Here is a 15,556-nt window from a genome sequence, read left to right on the forward strand (position 1 = left end):
GTCCCCTCGGGTGCCGAAGCGTCAGGCCGGCGACGAGTCCGCGGGCATCACTCGCGGAGCGACTAGGGGATTATCTTCTCGGCGCGGTACCGGTCGAACTACGCAACTCACCTCTTGCGTGCGCAGCCGGTAACGCCCAGCGGCAGGCGCGGCTGGAGTGACGGAGGCTTTTCCTCGCCCCGGTGTGCAGCGGTCCGATTCCTACTTTTCCGGTCGCCCGCAGGGGACTAGTTTTGGAGTAGGCGGATTGCCCCGGAGGCCGCCGATTCGTTGTCGGCTTAGGCGCCTGCGCACTGCCCTTGAGTTAAGGAAGATAGCCGTGGCATACAACGTCGCGCAGAAGCTCATCGCGTCCCATTTGGTTTCCGGCAGCATGGTTCCGGGGTCCGAGATTGGTCTGCATATTGACCAGACACTCACCCAGGATGCGACCGGTACCCTGGTCATGCTTGAACTGGAGGCACTCGGACTCGACCGGGCACGGACTGAAGTGTCCGTGCAGTACGTCGACCACAACCTTTTGCAGGCCGACAGCAAGAACGCGGAGGACCATGACTTTCTTCGCTCGGCCTGCCGCCGGTTCGGCCTGTGGTATTCGAAGGCCGGCAACGGGGTGTCCCATCCGACCCACATGCAGCGGTTCGGCGTCCCGGGCAAGACCATGGTCGGCTCGGACAGTCACACCCCGGCCGCAGGATCACTCGGGATGCTCGCTATCGGCGTCGGGGGTACCGAGGTGGCCATGGCCATCGCGGGGGAGCCGCTCTACCTCAAGATGCCGCAGATCTGGGGTGTGCGGCTCATCGGTGAGCTGCCGCCGTGGACGAGCGCCAAGGACGTCATTCTCGAAATGCTGCGCCGGCACGGCGTAAAGGGCGGCGTGAACCGGATCCTCGAGTACTTCGGCCCCGGCCTGGCGACGCTGACCGCGATGGACCGGCATGTGATCGCCAACATGGGCGCCGAGCTGGGGGCGACCTCCACGGTCTTCCCAGCCGATGAACAGGTCCGGGCCTTCCTGCGGTCCGAGCAGCGGGAGGGGGACTTCACGGAGCTCCTTGCTGACGCCGATGCTACTTACGATGTGACCGAGGAGATCGACCTCTCCGCGATCGAGCCGCTCATCGCCGCCCCCAGTTCGCCAGGCAATGTGGTTCCGGTGCGGGAGGTCGCAGGCAGGCCGGTGGCGCAGGTGGTGATCGGCTCGTCCGCGAACCCCGGGCTGCGGGACTTCGCGATGGTGGCCGCGATCGTCAAGGGCCGGCAGGCGGCGTCTGGGCTTTCCTTCGACGTCAACCCGAGTTCCCGTCAGATCCTGCAGGACCTCACCAAGATGGGGTCCACCTTCGACCTGGTCCGTGCGGGCGCCCGTCTGCACCAGACCGGATGCATGGGCTGCATCGGCATGGGCCAGGCTCCGGCGCACGGGACCAACAGCCTGCGCACCATGCCGCGCAATTTTCCGGGCCGTTCGGGCACCAAGGAAGACTCGGTCTACCTGTGCTCGCCCGAGACGGCGGCGGCTGCCGCCTTGACGGGAACGATCACCGACCCGCGGGACCTGACGGGACTGTTCGGACTTGAATATCCCAGGCTCGAACTGCCCGCGGTGTCGAGCGTGAACACCACCATGCTGGAGGAGCCGCTGCCGCCGGAGGAAGCCGCGAAGGTGACCCTGGTCAAGGGCGAAAACATCTCCTCGCTTCCGGTATTCGGACCGCTCGCCGATCGCATAGAGGCACCAGTCGCGCTGGTCCTGGGCGATGATGTCTCCACGGACGAGATCCTGCAAGCCGGGGCGCGTGCCTTGCCCTACCGCAGCAACATTCCGAAGCTGGCCGAATTCACCTTTTCCCAGATCGACGAGACCTATCCTGCACGGGCCCGCGAAACCCGGGATACGTCCGGTCATATTGTGGTTGCCGGCACGAACTACGGCCAGGGGTCCTCCCGGGAGCACGCCGCCATTACCCCGCGGTTCCTCGGGCTGCGGGTGGTGGTGGCCGCCTCGTTCGCACGGATCCACTGGCAGAACCTGGCCAACTTCGGGGTGCTGGCGCTGGAGTTCGCGGATGCGGCCGATCACGACCGTATCCACCAAGGCGACGTGCTCCTGCTGACCGGGCTGCGCGAGGCGCTCGCGACAGGCAAAGAGATCCGCGTACGCAACGAGACCCGGGACCAGGACTACGCCGTCCGGCACACGCTCTCACCGCGGCAGGTCGAGATGCTACTCGCCGGTGGCCTGATCCCGTGGCTGCGCGACCGGAAAGCGCAGGAAGCCGCGGAGCCAGGAGAAACCGGATAGGCATTTTCACCGCTCCAACGCGTTCGGCTGCTGGGTTATCCTTTTGCACCGCGTCGCGGACTTGGCGGCGCACCTTCCGTTCATTCTGGCTCTACGGCTCTTTCGGCACCGTCCAGCGTTCGCGAAGGAGGCCCGGCGTTCTTGGTGACCGCCGCAGGCAAGGCCTGTTTCGACGGCGCCGGCAGCCGTAGGCTATGGGGATCCATCACACACCGAGGAGGCACTCATGCGCACGGCAAAACTCACCCCCCAGGCAGATCAGGTCCGCCAACTTTCCGAGAATCTCATGTCTCAGCTGACCAAGGGGAGGGAGTGGGCCACTCCCGAGGTGGAGGCGGCACTGCACAAAGTGATCGCGGGGTTCGATACCGGGATTGAATCTGCGTCCCCGAGGATCCAAGCCGGTCTGCGGCGGCTCGCCGACGAACTCGCAGGCGAAGTGGAAACTCTCACTCCCCGCGTTCACGAGGGTCTGAAGCGGGTCGCACCGCATGTTGCCCCGGCGAAATCGAGGCGGACGGCTTCCCGGAAAGCCTGGTTGATTGCCGGGGCGGTGGCCGTCGCGGTGACCGCGGGATTCGCGGCCTGGCAATTTTTTCGGCCCGCCGATGAGGAGCCGTTGCCGTCCGTGAGTGTGCGGCCTACCAGCGGCGAGAGCCCCGACGCGGACGCCGGCCCCGCAGAGGCCCGGACCTGAGGCACGCCAGCCCGGCTGCGGGTCCCGAGCAGAAGGCGCGCAGCCAACGCTAGTCCAAGGGCAGCGTTATCGTCACACAGGTTCCCGCGGCGGCGGACGAATCGATGATCACCTCTCCGCCGGCAAGGCCTACGGCCACGAGCATGAGGCGCAGTCCCATGCCGGTGTGCCGGCCAGTCATGGCTGCCGGCACGTCGAAACCACCGCCGTCGTCGGTCACTTTGAGCTGAACGCCATGGCTCATTCCGTGGGCGACGCAGCCGAGCCGGACCGTCACAGCTGAGGCCTCAGCGAATTTATAGACATTGCTGAGGAGCTCCTGCGCTGCCCGGTACAGAAGACTTGCGGACTGTCGGTCTACTTCCATGCGGTGGTGTGGAGTCTCCAGATGCACCACGGTGCCGCGTTTGCGGAGGGGAAGGGTCAGACGGTCGATTGCGCCGGTGAGCCCAAGGGCATGGAAATCGACCGGTTGTGTATCGGTGAGGACGCCACGTACGGCGACGACGCCATCGCTTAGTAGTGATTTCATATTCTTACTGTGCGCTTGTGTCGTTGGCATTTTCTTGTGCCGCGCCGAGGGCAGCAGCCGGAGGTCCCGCCGTCGTCTGCTTTGTGCGTGGTGACGCCGCCCAACTGCTGGTTATATGTGTCCGCCGGCCGGATTCACGCCGGCGACTGGCGTTTGATGGACGCCGAAATTCGGTCCTCCATGGCCCGGACGCCGCCTACCGCCGCCGGGCCCATCTGCTGCCGGGCCCGGTTCACCGCGTCACGGACTTCGCGGCGCACCACCCGTTCATTCTGGCTCGAGGACTTTTCCCTCGTTTCCCTGGCCAGATCGAGGAGGGCCTGCGGGGCGTAGTGATTGACGCTCATGTCCGTGAGCAGGGGCAGCTGCACCCTCAGATCCTGCTCGATGGCCGTGCGGAGGGGGCCCAGGCGAAGCAGTTGAGTGAGGAAATCCGGACTCAAAACCGGCGACGCGGGCGCTTGCGGGCCAAGGCGTTCGCGCAAGTGGTCCTTCATTTTCATCGCTGTCCCATCGAACGTCAGCCACCAGGCGAGGTAGCCCATGGGGGATGGCCCAATCGTCCGCCGGTACTCGATGACGCCCACCGAGTTTTCGACGTCGTGGGCAACCAGCCGGGACCGCGTCCCCTGCTCGGCGCCGTAGTCACCCCGTTGGCGCCGTCGCTCGTGAGTCTCATTCCAGAGTTCCTGGACGGCGCCCCGAAGTTCGAGCGATGCGGCGTCGGAGTACTCGATGAGGCTCTTGGTCTCGATGGAGAATTCGTCGGCGAGGTAGTCGCTGACGTCCTGCAGCGGCTGTTCGCGTCCGCAGATGTTCCTTTGCCAGTCCAGGAACTCAGTCTCCGGCCGGCCCGAGAGCACGAAGGCCGAGTAGAGGAACGGGACTCGTCCCGTCCACGCCGACGTCCTGTTGTGACCATAGGCAACGGCCAGGTTGAGGTGTCTTTCAACCTCTTCCACGACGCCGTCCGTGACGTACAGCAGCAGCCCGGCGTCGACCGCTGCCCGCATCAAAATCGTAAAGTGGCGCTCTTCCGGATCGTCCACCAGGCTCTCGCCGATAAGCGGCAGGATCGCGGTGGTGTCCATCCATATGTCGCCCTCACTGAAGACGTTGAGCATGACTTTCTGGACGTCCGGGGTCTGTTTCAGGAACGCGAACAGCGTGTAGGCGTCAGCCAGCCGGCGGAGATGGGACTGGGTCTGAGGCGACGGCTGCTCCAGCACGTGCATGATGGCGGCGGCCGCGGCATCGGAACTGAGCTCAGGGATGCCGCCGTTTGCGGTGATTCTGTCCGCGATGGCTACCGGGCTGAGCTGGAACGGTTCTCCTGTTTCCACGGCTTCGGCAAACGACTCACCGCGTTCCAGGAGGGTTTCCTCCAGCACTGTGCGTAGCTGCCGGGAAACGTCCGCCACCTGTGCGTCGCTCAGTGCCTCCGGCAGGTCGAGGGCTCGCACCGCCGCCGTGAGCTTCGCATCGAGACAAGCTTCATCGAGAAGGAACCCGGCCGTCTGATCATTGATCCGCTTGGCCTCCTCAAAGCTGAGATGGTACGTGTCCTCAGCCCCGGACGCTGATTTGTGCTGCTTGACGGGTCCTTTCCGGGACAGGCGGTTCAATGCGCTCAGGGTCAGGGCATCAACCTGCGCCCGCTTCCCCACGGGCATGCGGAGGGCGACGCCGTCCTGGATTTCGGCCAGGCTGAGCCTGTTGTCCGCGTTCGAATCGTGAAGCGCCGCCAGGACCAATGAATCGAAGCAGCTCCTGGTAAGACTCTGGTCGGTTGTCTGGTCTTCGCCGTCGAGGGCCAGGTGCAGCACGGCGACCTTGCTCTCATCCGCGGTCAAGGTGGCTGTTCTGTCGATGACCCCGCGTTTGGACAGGAGCGGATCGACAAATCTCTTGGCCAGCTCTTCACTGGCCACTCGTCGTTGCGGATGGGACGCCTCGCGGTCCACAAACCACGACCGGTCCCGGATATCCACGGTGATGTTCCGGTCACGGCGGGACTCTTCCCTGAGTTCATCGGCGGCCGGGCCAATCACCTGGTTGGTCATGTAGATCATGGTGCTGACCGAAGGGCAATTCTTCTGGAGGGTGTCCAGCGTGCTCGTGATTTTTGTCTTCCAGTTCGCCGTGACGGAGTATTGAAAGGCAACTCTCGGCACACCGCCAATTGTGAATAGTTCGGCGTCCCTGCCCTTGTCTCCGTTCGGGGCGGCCATCGTGCGCAGGGCCGGATATTCGACGGCGAGGAACTCGGATGCGAATTTCTCGAATATCTCCCAGTCGCCAGGGCCAATCCGTTCCAGGGCGAGAGACAATCGCGGGTTCGGCATGACCGAATCATAACCACCACAATCCCTTCTTGAACATTGCTGGTGGGTTCGATAAACGATTAGTGTTCGGGGGAGCGGGCGCCCGGGGCAGTTCTAAGACCTGCGGCCGGCCTCCGCTTCCAGCTGGGGTGACGGGCCCGCAAGGACTAAAGGCCCGTTGACTTTAGTTTCTGCTGCGAGGAGCATGACGAGTGAAAGTCGATGATGGGGGGACAACTCAGAGACTGACCAGCCAATACGCCTGTGTGCCGATTATTCCCGCGCTGAATTGCAATGCCGCGGTGGAATGTCGCGTATGCGGAGCTCATGCTTCCGCATCTGTTAAACGACTCCGAATCTGGGGATCAACGGAGAGAAAATGATTGACATTTCTTTTGAGCCGGTTGCGCATGTGCCCGGTGTTTTTACATCTGAACCTTTAGCGTCCGGCCCAGGCGATCGAATTCGTGCAATGGTGCACGGCCGGGCCGCACTATTAACAGCCGAATGCGATGCAAAAGGCAAGACGCCAGGTCTCTCAAGGACAGCGGGTCCTGGGTTTGACGCAGTTGCGTTCAGTTTGTCGGGTATATGGGATGCGGCGGAGGACCTCACCGGCCGCGCTTGGGACGCAATTAGCGGTGTTCTGACTAATGAGGGTGGCGGCGGCGGCGGAGGTGGCGGTGCCGGCGGTGCTTGCATCTTCGTGAGCGCGGACGAAGCCGAAATCGTCACAACCACTCGGGCGCCGGCACCGTCCAGGTGAACGGCACCAGACGCAACCGGACGACGGCGGGAGCTCCCGCCGTCGTCCGGTCCGGCGTAACGGTTCCCGCCGGCCGTCGGTGGTCACTTCAGGACGACCGTCCTGTTTCCCTGGAGGAACACACGGCCTTCGCAGTGCCACCGGACGGCGTTGGACAGTGCCTTGCGCTCGGTGTCCCGGCCGGCGGCCACGAGGTCGTCGGCAGTGTAGGTGTGGTCCACCTCCACCACCTGCTGGGAGATGATCGGGCCCTCATCGAGTTCCGCGTTGACGTAGTGGGCGGTTGCGCCGACGGTCTTCACGCCGCGGGCGTACGCCTGGTGGTACGGCTTGGCACCTTTGAAGCTGGGCAGAAACGAGTGGTGGATGTTGATGGCCCGGCCGTCCAACTTGCGGGTGAGATCATCGCTGAGGACCTGCATGTAGCGGGCCAGGACGACGAGGTCGACGTCGAGCTCGCCGATGAGTTCCAGCAGCCGGCCCTCGGCCTCTGGTTTGGTGGCGGCGGTGACGGGCACGTGGAAGAAGGGGATGCCGTGCCATTCCACGATCCCGCGGTGATCCGGATGGTTTGAGACGACCCCGACAATATCGATGGGCAGTTCGCCGATGCGGGCGCGGAACAGCAGATCGTTGAGGCAGTGCTCGAATTTGGACACCATGACCAAGACCCGGCACTTCGTCCCCTCGGCACGCAGGTGCCACTGCATGCCAAATTTTTCGGCCACGGGCCCGAAGGCCTCCCGGAGCGTATCAAGGGTGGCCGGGCCGCCGGGGGAGTCCCCGGTTGCGGCAAAGTGGAGCCGCATGAAGAAATGGCGGTCGTCCTGTGAGTCGAATTGCTTGCTCTCGAGGATGTCGCAGCCCTGCTCCAGCAGGAATCCGGACACGGCGTGGACGATTCCCCGGGTCTCCGGGCAATCGAGGGTCAGAACGTAGTCGGCGGCGGTGCTAGTGACGGTATTCACGGGTCAGCACTCGATGACGTTCACGGCGAGGCCTCCGCGGGAGGTTTCCTTGTACTTGGTTTTCATGTCCGCTCCTGTTTCACGCATGGTCTTGATGGCTTTGTCCAGCGACACCTTGTGGCTGCCGTCGCCGTGCAGCGCCAGCCGCGCGGCGTTGATGGCTTTCACGCTGGCGATCGCGTTCCGTTCGATGCAGGGGATCTGCACCAGGCCGCCCACGGGGTCGCAGGTCAGGCCGAGGTTGTGCTCTATGCCCACTTCGGCGGCGTTCTCCACCTGTTCGGGGGTGCCGCCGAGCACCTCGCACAGCCCGGCTGCTGCCATGGAGCAGGCAGAACCAACCTCACCCTGGCAGCCCACTTCCGCTCCGGAGATGGAGGCGTTGATCTTGAACAGGATTCCGACGGCGGCCGCCGCGAGCAGGAAGCGGACCACGCCGTCGTCGTCGGCTCCGGGAACAAACTTGACGTAGTAGTGCAGCACCGCGGGCACTATGCCGGCCGCGCCATTGGTCGGGGCGGTGACGATGCGCCCGCCCGCGGCGTTTTCCTCGTTGACCGCGAGGGCGAAGAGGTTCACCCACTCCATGGCCCGGAAAGGATCGGTGACGCCGGTGTCCGCCGTCAGGGTCTTGAAGAGCGACGGCGCCCGGCGCCTGACGTTCAACCCGCCGGGGAGGATTCCCTCGGCGGCGCAGCCGTTGTCCACGCATTGGCGCATGACCGCCCACAGGGCCAGGAGCTTTTCCCGGAGTTCAGGCTCGCTGCGCCAAACGAGTTCGTTGGCGAGCATGACGTCGGAGATGGACATGCGCTCGCGGTCACAGATGCCCAGGAGTTCGTCGGCCGTGGTGAAGGGGTAGGGCAGGACGGTGTCATCCGCCACCACCTGGTCGGCGCCCTGCGCCGTGCCGTCAACGACGAAGCCGCCGCCGATTGAGTAGTAGCTGCGTTCCTTCAGCACTGCCCCGGTGTGGTCCAGTGCCCGGAAGGTCATGCCGTTGGGGTGGGCGGGCAGGGACTTGCGGCGGTGCAGCACCACGTCCTCGTCCCAGTTGAAGCCCACCCGGTGGTCCCCGCCAATCAGGAGCTCGGCGTCCAGTGCGGCGGCCGCCACTTGGTCCTCGGCGGTTCCGGTGTCCACCGTCTCGGGGGACTGGCCCTGGAGGCCCAGGACCACGGCCTTGTCCGAACCGTGGCCCCGGCCGGTGGCGCCGAGGGATCCAAACAATTCGGCTTGCACCCTCGTGGTCGCGCTTAGCTGCCCGTCGCTCTTGAGCCCGTCAGCGAACCGCTTGGCCGCCCGCATCGGGCCGACCGTGTGGGAGGAGGACGGCCCGATGCCAACGGAGAACAGGTCCAGGACGCTGAGCGCCATCAGGGGACCTCGGTGGATGCAAATTCGCGCATGGCGTCAAGAAGCCAGCGGCCCAGGAACTCGGCGAAGGAGGCCCGCGGGAAGATCCGGTAGGTCTCCTCCGCGGTCTTCCACAGAATGGCCGGGATGCCGCCGATTTCCGTGGACAGCGCCGTCCCGGCCCGGAAGACGCGGGGATGCAGATCGAGCGAGCACCCCTTCTCCAGGACGGCCCGCGCCCGGGGGCCGGAGAGTTCGAACGTGGTGCGGTTGGCGGAGAGATCCACCACCTGGCCCTCGCCGTCGCCCAACGCCTCAAAGAGCGCGCCGGGAAGGTCCCCGCCCAGGCTTTCGTGGGATTCCGCGGGGGCCACGAGCAGGAACTCGCGTGGACCCAGCCACAGCACTGCCGTTTCGCCGCTGCCGCTGACCTCCCCTGACGCGGAGGGCAGGCCGCCGGTCCGGGTGCCCAGTCGTTCCCCGGCATCGCAGGCAGGCTCGACCCGGAGCCCGGCCATGGTCAGGAACGGCACCTCGCGCAGCTCCACGGTGCCCGCAACGGATCCGGCTTCAAACGCCGACTGCAGGAGCGACGCCGGGCTCTTCCGGAGGGTCTGGATCTTCTTGGAATTTTCGAGTGCTGCTGTGTCAGCCATCTTTGCGGGCCCCTTCCGAGTCAAAAAGTACGGTTTCTGCGACAACAACGTCCACCAGCTGGTCCCCGGCGGCGGCCACCAGGGTTTCACCGATGCGGTTGCGGCCGTTCTTGATCAGGGCGAGGGCAAAAGACCTGCCCAGCGCCGCGCTGTGGTAGCTCGAGGTCACGAATCCCTGCATGGGCACCGGCCCGTAGGCGGGGTTGACGGTGATCCCCTGCTCCACGAGCTGGGTGCCCTCGGGCAGGCGGACGGTGCCGTCCACGGGAAGGACGCTGACCAGGTGCTTCCGGTCGGTGCGTCCGGCGTCCTTGCGGGCGTAGGACCGCTTGCCGATGAAGTCCTTGACCTTGGAGACGACCCATTCCATGCCGGCGTCCTGCGGGGTGACGGTCCCGTCGGTGTCCTGGCCCACGATGGGGTACCCCTTCTCCGCTCGCAGCACGTGCATGGTTTCGGTGCCGTAGGGGGTGATGTTGAATTCGGCTCCGGCCGCTGCCACGGCTTCCCAGGTGTTCAGCCCGTACCAGGACGGGACGTTGATTTCGTAGGCGAGCTCACCGGAGAACGAGATCCGGCAGATCCGGGCCCGGACGCCGGACGCGAGGGTGGTTTCCTTGAACGTCATGAACGGGAAGGCCTCGGCGTCGAGGCCGCCGTCGGCCGCCAGTTCCGGGGCCAGTTTCGCCACGACGGCGCGGGACTTGGGCCCGACGACGGCGATGGTGGACCACTGCTCCGTGACGGAGGTGCAGTGCACGTCCAGTTCCGGCCATTCGGTCTGCAGCCATTCCTCCAGCCAGTCCAGGACCTTGGCTGCGCCGCCGGTGGTGGTGGTCATGAAGTACCGGTCCTCGTCGAGGCGTAGCGTGACGCCGTCGTCGAAGATCATCCCGTCCGGGGTGCACATCACACCGTAGCGGGCCGAACCCGGCGCCAGTTTCTTGAACGCGTTGGTGTAGATGCGGTTCAGGAACTCGCCGGCGTCCTTGCCGCGGATCTCGATCTTGCCCAGGGTGGTGGCGTCCATGAAGCCCACCGATTCCCTGACGGCAGCGCATTCGCGCAGGACGGCGGCGTCCATGTCCTCCCCGGCCTGCGGGTAGTACCAGGGACGCTTCCACTGGCCGACGTCTTCGAAGAGGGCGCCGTGGGCGACATGCCAGGGGTGGATGGAGGTGAGGCGGGCCGGGTCGAAGAGTTCTCCGCGCTGGCGTCCGGCGAGGGCGGCGAACGCCACGGGGGTGAAGGGGGCGCGGTACGCGGTGGTGCCGATTTCCCCGATGCCCCGGGACGCTTCGCCTGCCTGCCGCAGTGCCGCGGCGATGACGCCGATTGCGTTCACCCCGGAGGTTTTGCCCTGGTCGTTGGCGGTGCTGATGGAGGTGTAGCGCTTGACGTGTTCCACCGAGCGCATGCCGGCCCCGGTGGAGCGCAGGACGTCGGCCACGGACTGGTCGCGCTGGAAGTCGACGAAGTGGTGGTGCCAGTCGTCCGGGCCGCCGTCCTGTCCGGGGACGAGCCAGAGCTGGCGGGTCGGGCCGGACGCTTTCGGTTCGGAAAAGACTAGCGGATCGGCGGCTGCGCCGGAGTTTTCAGGGTCGAAGCCGGCGGCGCCGGCCGCTGCTGCCCCGGCGGAGATGCCTTCGGCGATGCAGTCGTCGAGTTCGAAGCTGCCGCGGCCCGCCCCGGCCACCAGCTGGTTCGGGACCACGCTGCTGGGCACGAACGCCGCCAGCTCATCATCCCAGCGGATCTTGCCCTGGCGCTGGGAGTGCAGGTGCACCACGGGGGACCAGCCGCCGGAGACGGCCAGCAGATCGCAGGCGAGCTGTTCGACGCCGGAGGTGAGTTCGCCGTCGTCGTTGATGCTCCGGATGGTGACGCCGAGAAGTCGGCCGTCGCCGGACAAAGCAGCCGTGGTGTTGGCTACGGCGCTGCCGATCAGCACCCGCGTGCCGGCGGCGGCTGCCGCCGCTGCGGTGTCGCTCAGCTGCGGACGGGCGTCCACGACGGCTTCGACGCGGATGCCGGCGGCGCGGAGGTCGGCGGCCAGTGCGTAGGCGCTGTCGTTGGTGGTGCTGATGACCACTCGCTTCCCCGCCGCCACCGCGTAGCGGTTGAGGTAGCTGCGGACCGCGGAGGCGAGCATGATGCCGGGGCGGTCGTTGTTCTCGAAGACCAGGGGCCGTTCGTGGGCGCCGGGGGCCAGGACCACCTGGGCGGCGCGGATGTGCCAGATCCGCTGGCGGGACACGCCGGGCGCGGCCGGGGTCAGGAGGTGGTCCGTCCGGTTCTGGGCCGCGATGACGTAGTTGGAGTCGTAGGAGCCAAAGGCAGACGTGCGGTTCAGCACAGTGCACTCGGCGGCGGAGATCAGCTCGGCCTCAACGTCGGACACCCAGTCCAGGGCGGGTACCCCCTCGATGCTCTCCGCGAGGGCCGGATCGGTGGACCCGGACAGCAGCGAGCCGCCCAGCTCGGGCTGGTCGTCAATGAGGATGACGCGGGCGCCGGCACGGACGGCCTCGCGTGCCGCGGCGAGGCCTGCAGGGCCGCCGCCGACCACGAGGACATCGGTGTGGACATACTTCTTGTCGTACTCGGCGCGGTCCTCGCCCGGATCCAGCTTTCCCAGCCCGCTCAGGAATTCGGCGCTGAGGCCGTCCACGAGGGACACCGTGGTGGCGGGGAGCATGGACTCGGCCACGTGGCCCGGGAACCGGGCGGCGATCTTGACCAGGGCGTTGGATTCCTCGACTCCCGAGGACATGATGCCGCGGGGGCGGTCCTCGTAGAGGGAGTTGCCCGCCCGCAGCCGGCCGTTGGCCAGCAGGGCGGAGGCGAGGGTGTCGCCGGGGTGGCCCGTGTATTCACGGCCATCCAGGGTGAAACGCCAGGTGACACTGCGGTCGATGCGTCCGCCGGTGCCAAGACGCGCGGGCTGGCTCTGAGCGGTCATTTGATTGCTCCTTCCGGGGAGACGGGGCTGGTGACGGTGGGGGCCGTGGATCCTGTGGCTGTGTTTTCCTTGTCAGGGCGAGGCTGGCCCATCGGGTAGACGGCCTGGATGTCGTAGGTGAGCGTGTCGCGGAGCATGTTGAACCATTGCCGGCAGCCGGTGCTGTGCAGCCAGCGTTCGGCGAAGGCGCCCTTGGTGTTGTCGCGGTAGAACAGGTACTCGGCCCATTCGCGGTCGGTGAGGTCCGCCGGGTTTTCGGGGTAGGCGATGTGCGCCTGGCCGCCGTAGTGGAATTCGGTCTCGTCGCGGGGGCCGCAGTTGGGGCAGGGAATCAGGAGCATGTCCGTACCTCTTTCTAGTGGGCAGGTTTCTTAGTGGGCAACGGCGGCGGCGCCGTGTTCATCGATCAGGGCGCCGGTTTCGAAGCGCTCGAGAGCAAAGGGCTTGTTGAGTTTGTGCGGTGTTCCGGTGGCGATGGTGTGCGCGAACGTCAGGCCGGCCGCCGGGGTGCCCTTGAATCCGCCGGTTCCCCACCCGCAGTTGACGAACATGTTCTCCACCGGGGTGGTGCCGACGATCGGGGAGGCGTCCAGGGTGGTGTCCACGATCCCGCCCCAGGTCCGGAGCACGTGGGCCCTGGCGAAGATGGGGAATAGCTCGACGGCGGCTGCCATCTGGTGCTCGATCACGTGGAATGATCCGCGCTGGCCGTAGCCGTTGTAGGAATCGACGCCGGCGCCCATGACCAGTTCGCCCTTGTGCGCCTGGGAGACGTAGACGTGGACGTGGTTGGACATGACCACGGTGGGGTGGACGGGCTCGTGGAGCTCCGACACCAGGGCCTGGAGAGGATGGGACTGGATGGGAAGCCGGAAGCCGGCCATTTCCGCCAGCACCGAGCTGTGTCCTGCCGCGCAGAGACCGACCTTTTCGGTGTGGATCGTGCCGCGGTTGGTCTTGACTCCGACGACGCGATTCCCGTCCTTCAGGAAGCCTGTGACTTCGCAGTTCTGGATGATGTCCACGCCGAGCTCGTCGCATTTGCGGGCGAACGCCCACGCGACGTGGTCGTGCTTGGCGATGCCGGCGCGCGGCTGGTAGGTGGCACCCATGACCGGGTAGCGGATGTTGTCGTTGATGTTCAGGATGGGGCAGAGTTCCTTGACCTGCTTTGGGTCCAGCCACTCTGCGTCGACGCCGTTGAGCTTGTTGGCCCCGACGCGGCGGACGCTTTCGCGGACGTCGCCCAGGGTGTGGGCCAGGTTCATCACACCGCGCTGGCTGAACAGGAAGTCGTATTCGAGTTCTTCCGGCAGGATCTCCCACAGCTTCAGGGAGTGCTCATAGATGGCAGCGCTCTCGTCCCAAAGGTAGTTGGAACGGATGATGGTGGTGTTGCGGGCCATGTTGCCGCCGGCGAGCCAGCCCTTTTCCAGGATGGCGATGTTGGTCATTCCGTGGTTCTTGGCCAGGTAGTAGGCGGTGGCGAGTCCGTGTCCGCCGCCGCCGACAATCACGGCGTCGTAGGAAGACTTGGGGTCCGGGTTGCGCCAGAGGAAGTCCGGGTGCTCCGGCAGGTGTTCGGTGGTCATTGTGCTGCTCCAATCAGTTCTGCCTCAAGACCCGTTGCGGCCGCGTTGCCGCCAAGGTGGGGGTAGAGCGGGAAGCGTGCCGCCAGGGCGCTGACGCGCCCGCGGAGGCCTGCGGCGGTTTCGTCGTCGAGTTCGTTCTCTGTTGCCGGTGAAATGAGCGCGGAGGCGATGATGTCCGCCACCTCGGTGAATTCCGCGGCGCCGAAGCCGCGGGTGGCCAGGGCGGGGGTGCCGATCCGCAGCCCGGAGGAGACCATGGGCGGGCGGGGGTCGAAGGGAACGGCGTTGCGGTTGACCGTGATGCCGATCTGGTGCAGCCTGTCTTCGGCCTGCTGACCGTCCAGCTCCGAGTGCCGCAGGTCCACCAGAACCAGGTGGACATCCGTGCCGCCATTGACCACTGAGATCCCTGATGCCGCGACGTCATCCTTCAGGAGCCGGGACGCGAGAATCCTGGCGCCCTCGAGCGTGCGTTCCTGGCGCTCCTTGAAATCGGCCGACGCGGCGATCTTGAAGGCCACGGCCTTGGCCGCGATCACGTGTTCCAGCGGGCCGCCCTGCTGGCCCGGGAAGACGGCGCTGTTGATCTTGCGCGCGTACTCCTCTTTGCTCAGGATCACCCCGCCGCGCGGGCCGCCGAGGGTCTTGTGCGTGGTGGTGGTGACGACGTCGGCATAGGGCACCGGGTTCGGGTGCAGCCCGGCGGCGACCAGGCCGGCGAAGTGTGCCATGTCCACCATGAGGTAGGCGCCCACGAGGTCCGCGATCCGGCGGAACTCCGCGAAGTCCAGCTGCCGGGAGTAGGCCGACCAGCCGGCGACGATCATCTTGGGACGGTGCTCGAGGGCCAGGGCCTCGACTTCGGCCATGTCGACCAGATGGTTGTGCTCGCTCACGTGGTACGGGACCACGTTGTAGAGCTTGCCGGAGAAGTTGATGCGCATGCCGTGGGTGAGGTGGCCGCCATGCGCCAGCGAGAGGCCCATGATGGTGTCGCCCGGTTCCAGCAGGGCAAACATGGCGGCGGCGTTGGCCTGGGCACCGGAATGGGGCTGCACGTTCGCCGCTTCCGCGCCGAACAGGGCCTTGACCCGGTCGATGGCGAGCTGTTCGATCACGTCAACGTGCTCACAGCCGCCGTAGTAGCGCTTCCCGGGGTAGCCCTCGGCGTACTTGTTCGTCAGGACCGAGCCCTGCGCCTCCATGACCGAGGCAGGGGCGAAGTTCTCGGAGGCGATCATTTCGAGGGTGGCCTGCTGCCGCAGGAGCTCCCTGTTCACGGCGTCCGCTACTTCAATGTCCACTTCTGATAACCGGTGATTCAGCTGCCCAACCATTCGACTGCTCCTTTGAAATACTACTTCTGACTAATTGATATATCAGTGTGAGAGCAAT

The 15,556-nt window shown here is 65.8% G+C and carries 11 protein-coding genes; 2 read left to right on the forward strand and 9 right to left on the reverse strand.

Translation table 11 applies throughout. From position 1 onward, the window contains the following. The first annotated feature begins 319 nt into the window (after window positions 1–319). Both AB4Y72_RS10085 and AB4Y72_RS10090 read left to right on the forward strand, forming a co-directional pair. Window positions 320–2,308: an aconitate hydratase gene (locus AB4Y72_RS10085; RefSeq protein ID WP_441426024.1), complete on the forward strand. Its 1,989-nt coding sequence runs from the start codon at window positions 320–322 to the stop codon at window positions 2,306–2,308. A 226-nt stretch (window positions 2,309–2,534) separates the two neighbouring features. Further along, window positions 2,535–3,005, forward strand: coding sequence for a hypothetical protein (locus tag AB4Y72_RS10090; protein ID WP_441426025.1), 471 nt, complete (start codon window positions 2,535–2,537; stop codon window positions 3,003–3,005). Window positions 3,006–3,054: 49 nt separating this feature from the next. On the opposite strand, the gene AB4Y72_RS10095 is transcribed toward AB4Y72_RS10090, so the two are convergent. The 9 genes from AB4Y72_RS10095 to glyA form a co-directional block, all read right to left on the reverse strand. Next, window positions 3,055–3,537 carry a sensor histidine kinase gene (locus tag AB4Y72_RS10095; RefSeq protein ID WP_441426026.1) on the reverse strand — a complete coding sequence of 161 codons (483 nt, stop codon included), beginning with the start codon at window positions 3,535–3,537 and terminating at the stop codon, window positions 3,055–3,057. A 134-nt stretch (window positions 3,538–3,671) separates the two neighbouring features. After that, window positions 3,672–5,882: a hypothetical protein gene (locus AB4Y72_RS10100; protein ID WP_441426027.1), complete on the reverse strand. Its 2,211-nt coding sequence runs from the start codon at window positions 5,880–5,882 to the stop codon at window positions 3,672–3,674. A gap of 828 nt (window positions 5,883–6,710) precedes the next feature. Further along, on the reverse strand, window positions 6,711–7,595 hold the full coding sequence (gene purU / locus AB4Y72_RS10105) for a formyltetrahydrofolate deformylase (protein WP_441426028.1): 885 nt from the start codon (window positions 7,593–7,595) through the stop codon (window positions 6,711–6,713). 3 nt (window positions 7,596–7,598) lie between these two features. Beyond that, window positions 7,599–8,972, reverse strand: a complete 1,374-nt coding sequence (locus AB4Y72_RS10110; RefSeq protein ID WP_441426029.1) for an L-serine ammonia-lyase — start codon at window positions 8,970–8,972, stop codon at window positions 7,599–7,601. After that, the gene (locus AB4Y72_RS10115) at window positions 8,972–9,607 is read right to left on the reverse strand and encodes a sarcosine oxidase subunit gamma (protein ID WP_441426030.1); all 636 of its coding nucleotides are present in this window, start codon (window positions 9,605–9,607) and stop codon (window positions 8,972–8,974) included. Before AB4Y72_RS10115 ends, AB4Y72_RS10110 begins: the two co-directional genes overlap by 1 nt. Beyond that, window positions 9,600–12,569 (reverse strand): 2Fe-2S iron-sulfur cluster-binding protein, encoded by a 2,970-nt coding sequence (locus AB4Y72_RS10120; RefSeq protein ID WP_441426031.1) that lies wholly within the window; start codon window positions 12,567–12,569, stop codon window positions 9,600–9,602. The genes AB4Y72_RS10115 and AB4Y72_RS10120 overlap by 8 nt, the downstream gene beginning before the upstream one ends. Continuing rightward, complete coding sequence (locus AB4Y72_RS10125; protein WP_441426032.1) at window positions 12,566–12,910, reverse strand: sarcosine oxidase subunit delta; 345 nt, start codon at window positions 12,908–12,910, stop codon at window positions 12,566–12,568. The genes AB4Y72_RS10120 and AB4Y72_RS10125 overlap by 4 nt, the downstream gene beginning before the upstream one ends. A gap of 30 nt (window positions 12,911–12,940) precedes the next feature. Continuing rightward, window positions 12,941–14,161 carry a sarcosine oxidase subunit beta family protein gene (locus tag AB4Y72_RS10130; protein WP_441426033.1) on the reverse strand — a complete coding sequence of 407 codons (1,221 nt, stop codon included), beginning with the start codon at window positions 14,159–14,161 and terminating at the stop codon, window positions 12,941–12,943. After that, window positions 14,158–15,498, reverse strand: a complete 1,341-nt coding sequence (glyA, locus tag AB4Y72_RS10135; protein ID WP_441426034.1) for a serine hydroxymethyltransferase — start codon at window positions 15,496–15,498, stop codon at window positions 14,158–14,160. The genes AB4Y72_RS10130 and glyA overlap by 4 nt, the downstream gene beginning before the upstream one ends. Window positions 15,499–15,556: the final 58 nt, after the last annotated feature.

This window comes from Arthrobacter sp. YAF34, from assembly GCF_052113245.1.
In the GTDB taxonomy this organism is placed as follows: Bacteria; Actinomycetota; Actinomycetes; order Actinomycetales; family Micrococcaceae; genus Arthrobacter.

Excerpts from the sequence above, each read along its gene's own strand:
- AB4Y72_RS10095 (WP_441426026.1), bottom strand. The coding sequence starts at position 3,537 with ATGAAATCACTACTAAGCGATGGCGTCGTCGCCGTACGTGGCGTCCTC.
- glyA (WP_441426034.1), bottom strand. The coding sequence starts at position 15,498 with ATGGTTGGGCAGCTGAATCACCGGTTATCAGAAGTGGACATTGAAGTA.
- AB4Y72_RS10125 (WP_441426032.1), bottom strand. The coding sequence starts at position 12,910 with ATGCTCCTGATTCCCTGCCCCAACTGCGGCCCCCGCGACGAGACCGAA.
- AB4Y72_RS10115 (WP_441426030.1), bottom strand. The coding sequence starts at position 9,607 with ATGGCTGACACAGCAGCACTCGAAAATTCCAAGAAGATCCAGACCCTC.
- AB4Y72_RS10110 (WP_441426029.1), bottom strand. The coding sequence starts at position 8,972 with ATGGCGCTCAGCGTCCTGGACCTGTTCTCCGTTGGCATCGGGCCGTCC.
- AB4Y72_RS10100 (WP_441426027.1), bottom strand. The coding sequence starts at position 5,882 with ATGCCGAACCCGCGATTGTCTCTCGCCCTGGAACGGATTGGCCCTGGC.
- AB4Y72_RS10120 (WP_441426031.1), bottom strand. The coding sequence starts at position 12,569 with ATGACCGCTCAGAGCCAGCCCGCGCGTCTTGGCACCGGCGGACGCATC.
- AB4Y72_RS10130 (WP_441426033.1), bottom strand. The coding sequence starts at position 14,161 with ATGACCACCGAACACCTGCCGGAGCACCCGGACTTCCTCTGGCGCAAC.
- AB4Y72_RS10090 (WP_441426025.1), top strand. The coding sequence starts at position 2,535 with ATGCGCACGGCAAAACTCACCCCCCAGGCAGATCAGGTCCGCCAACTT.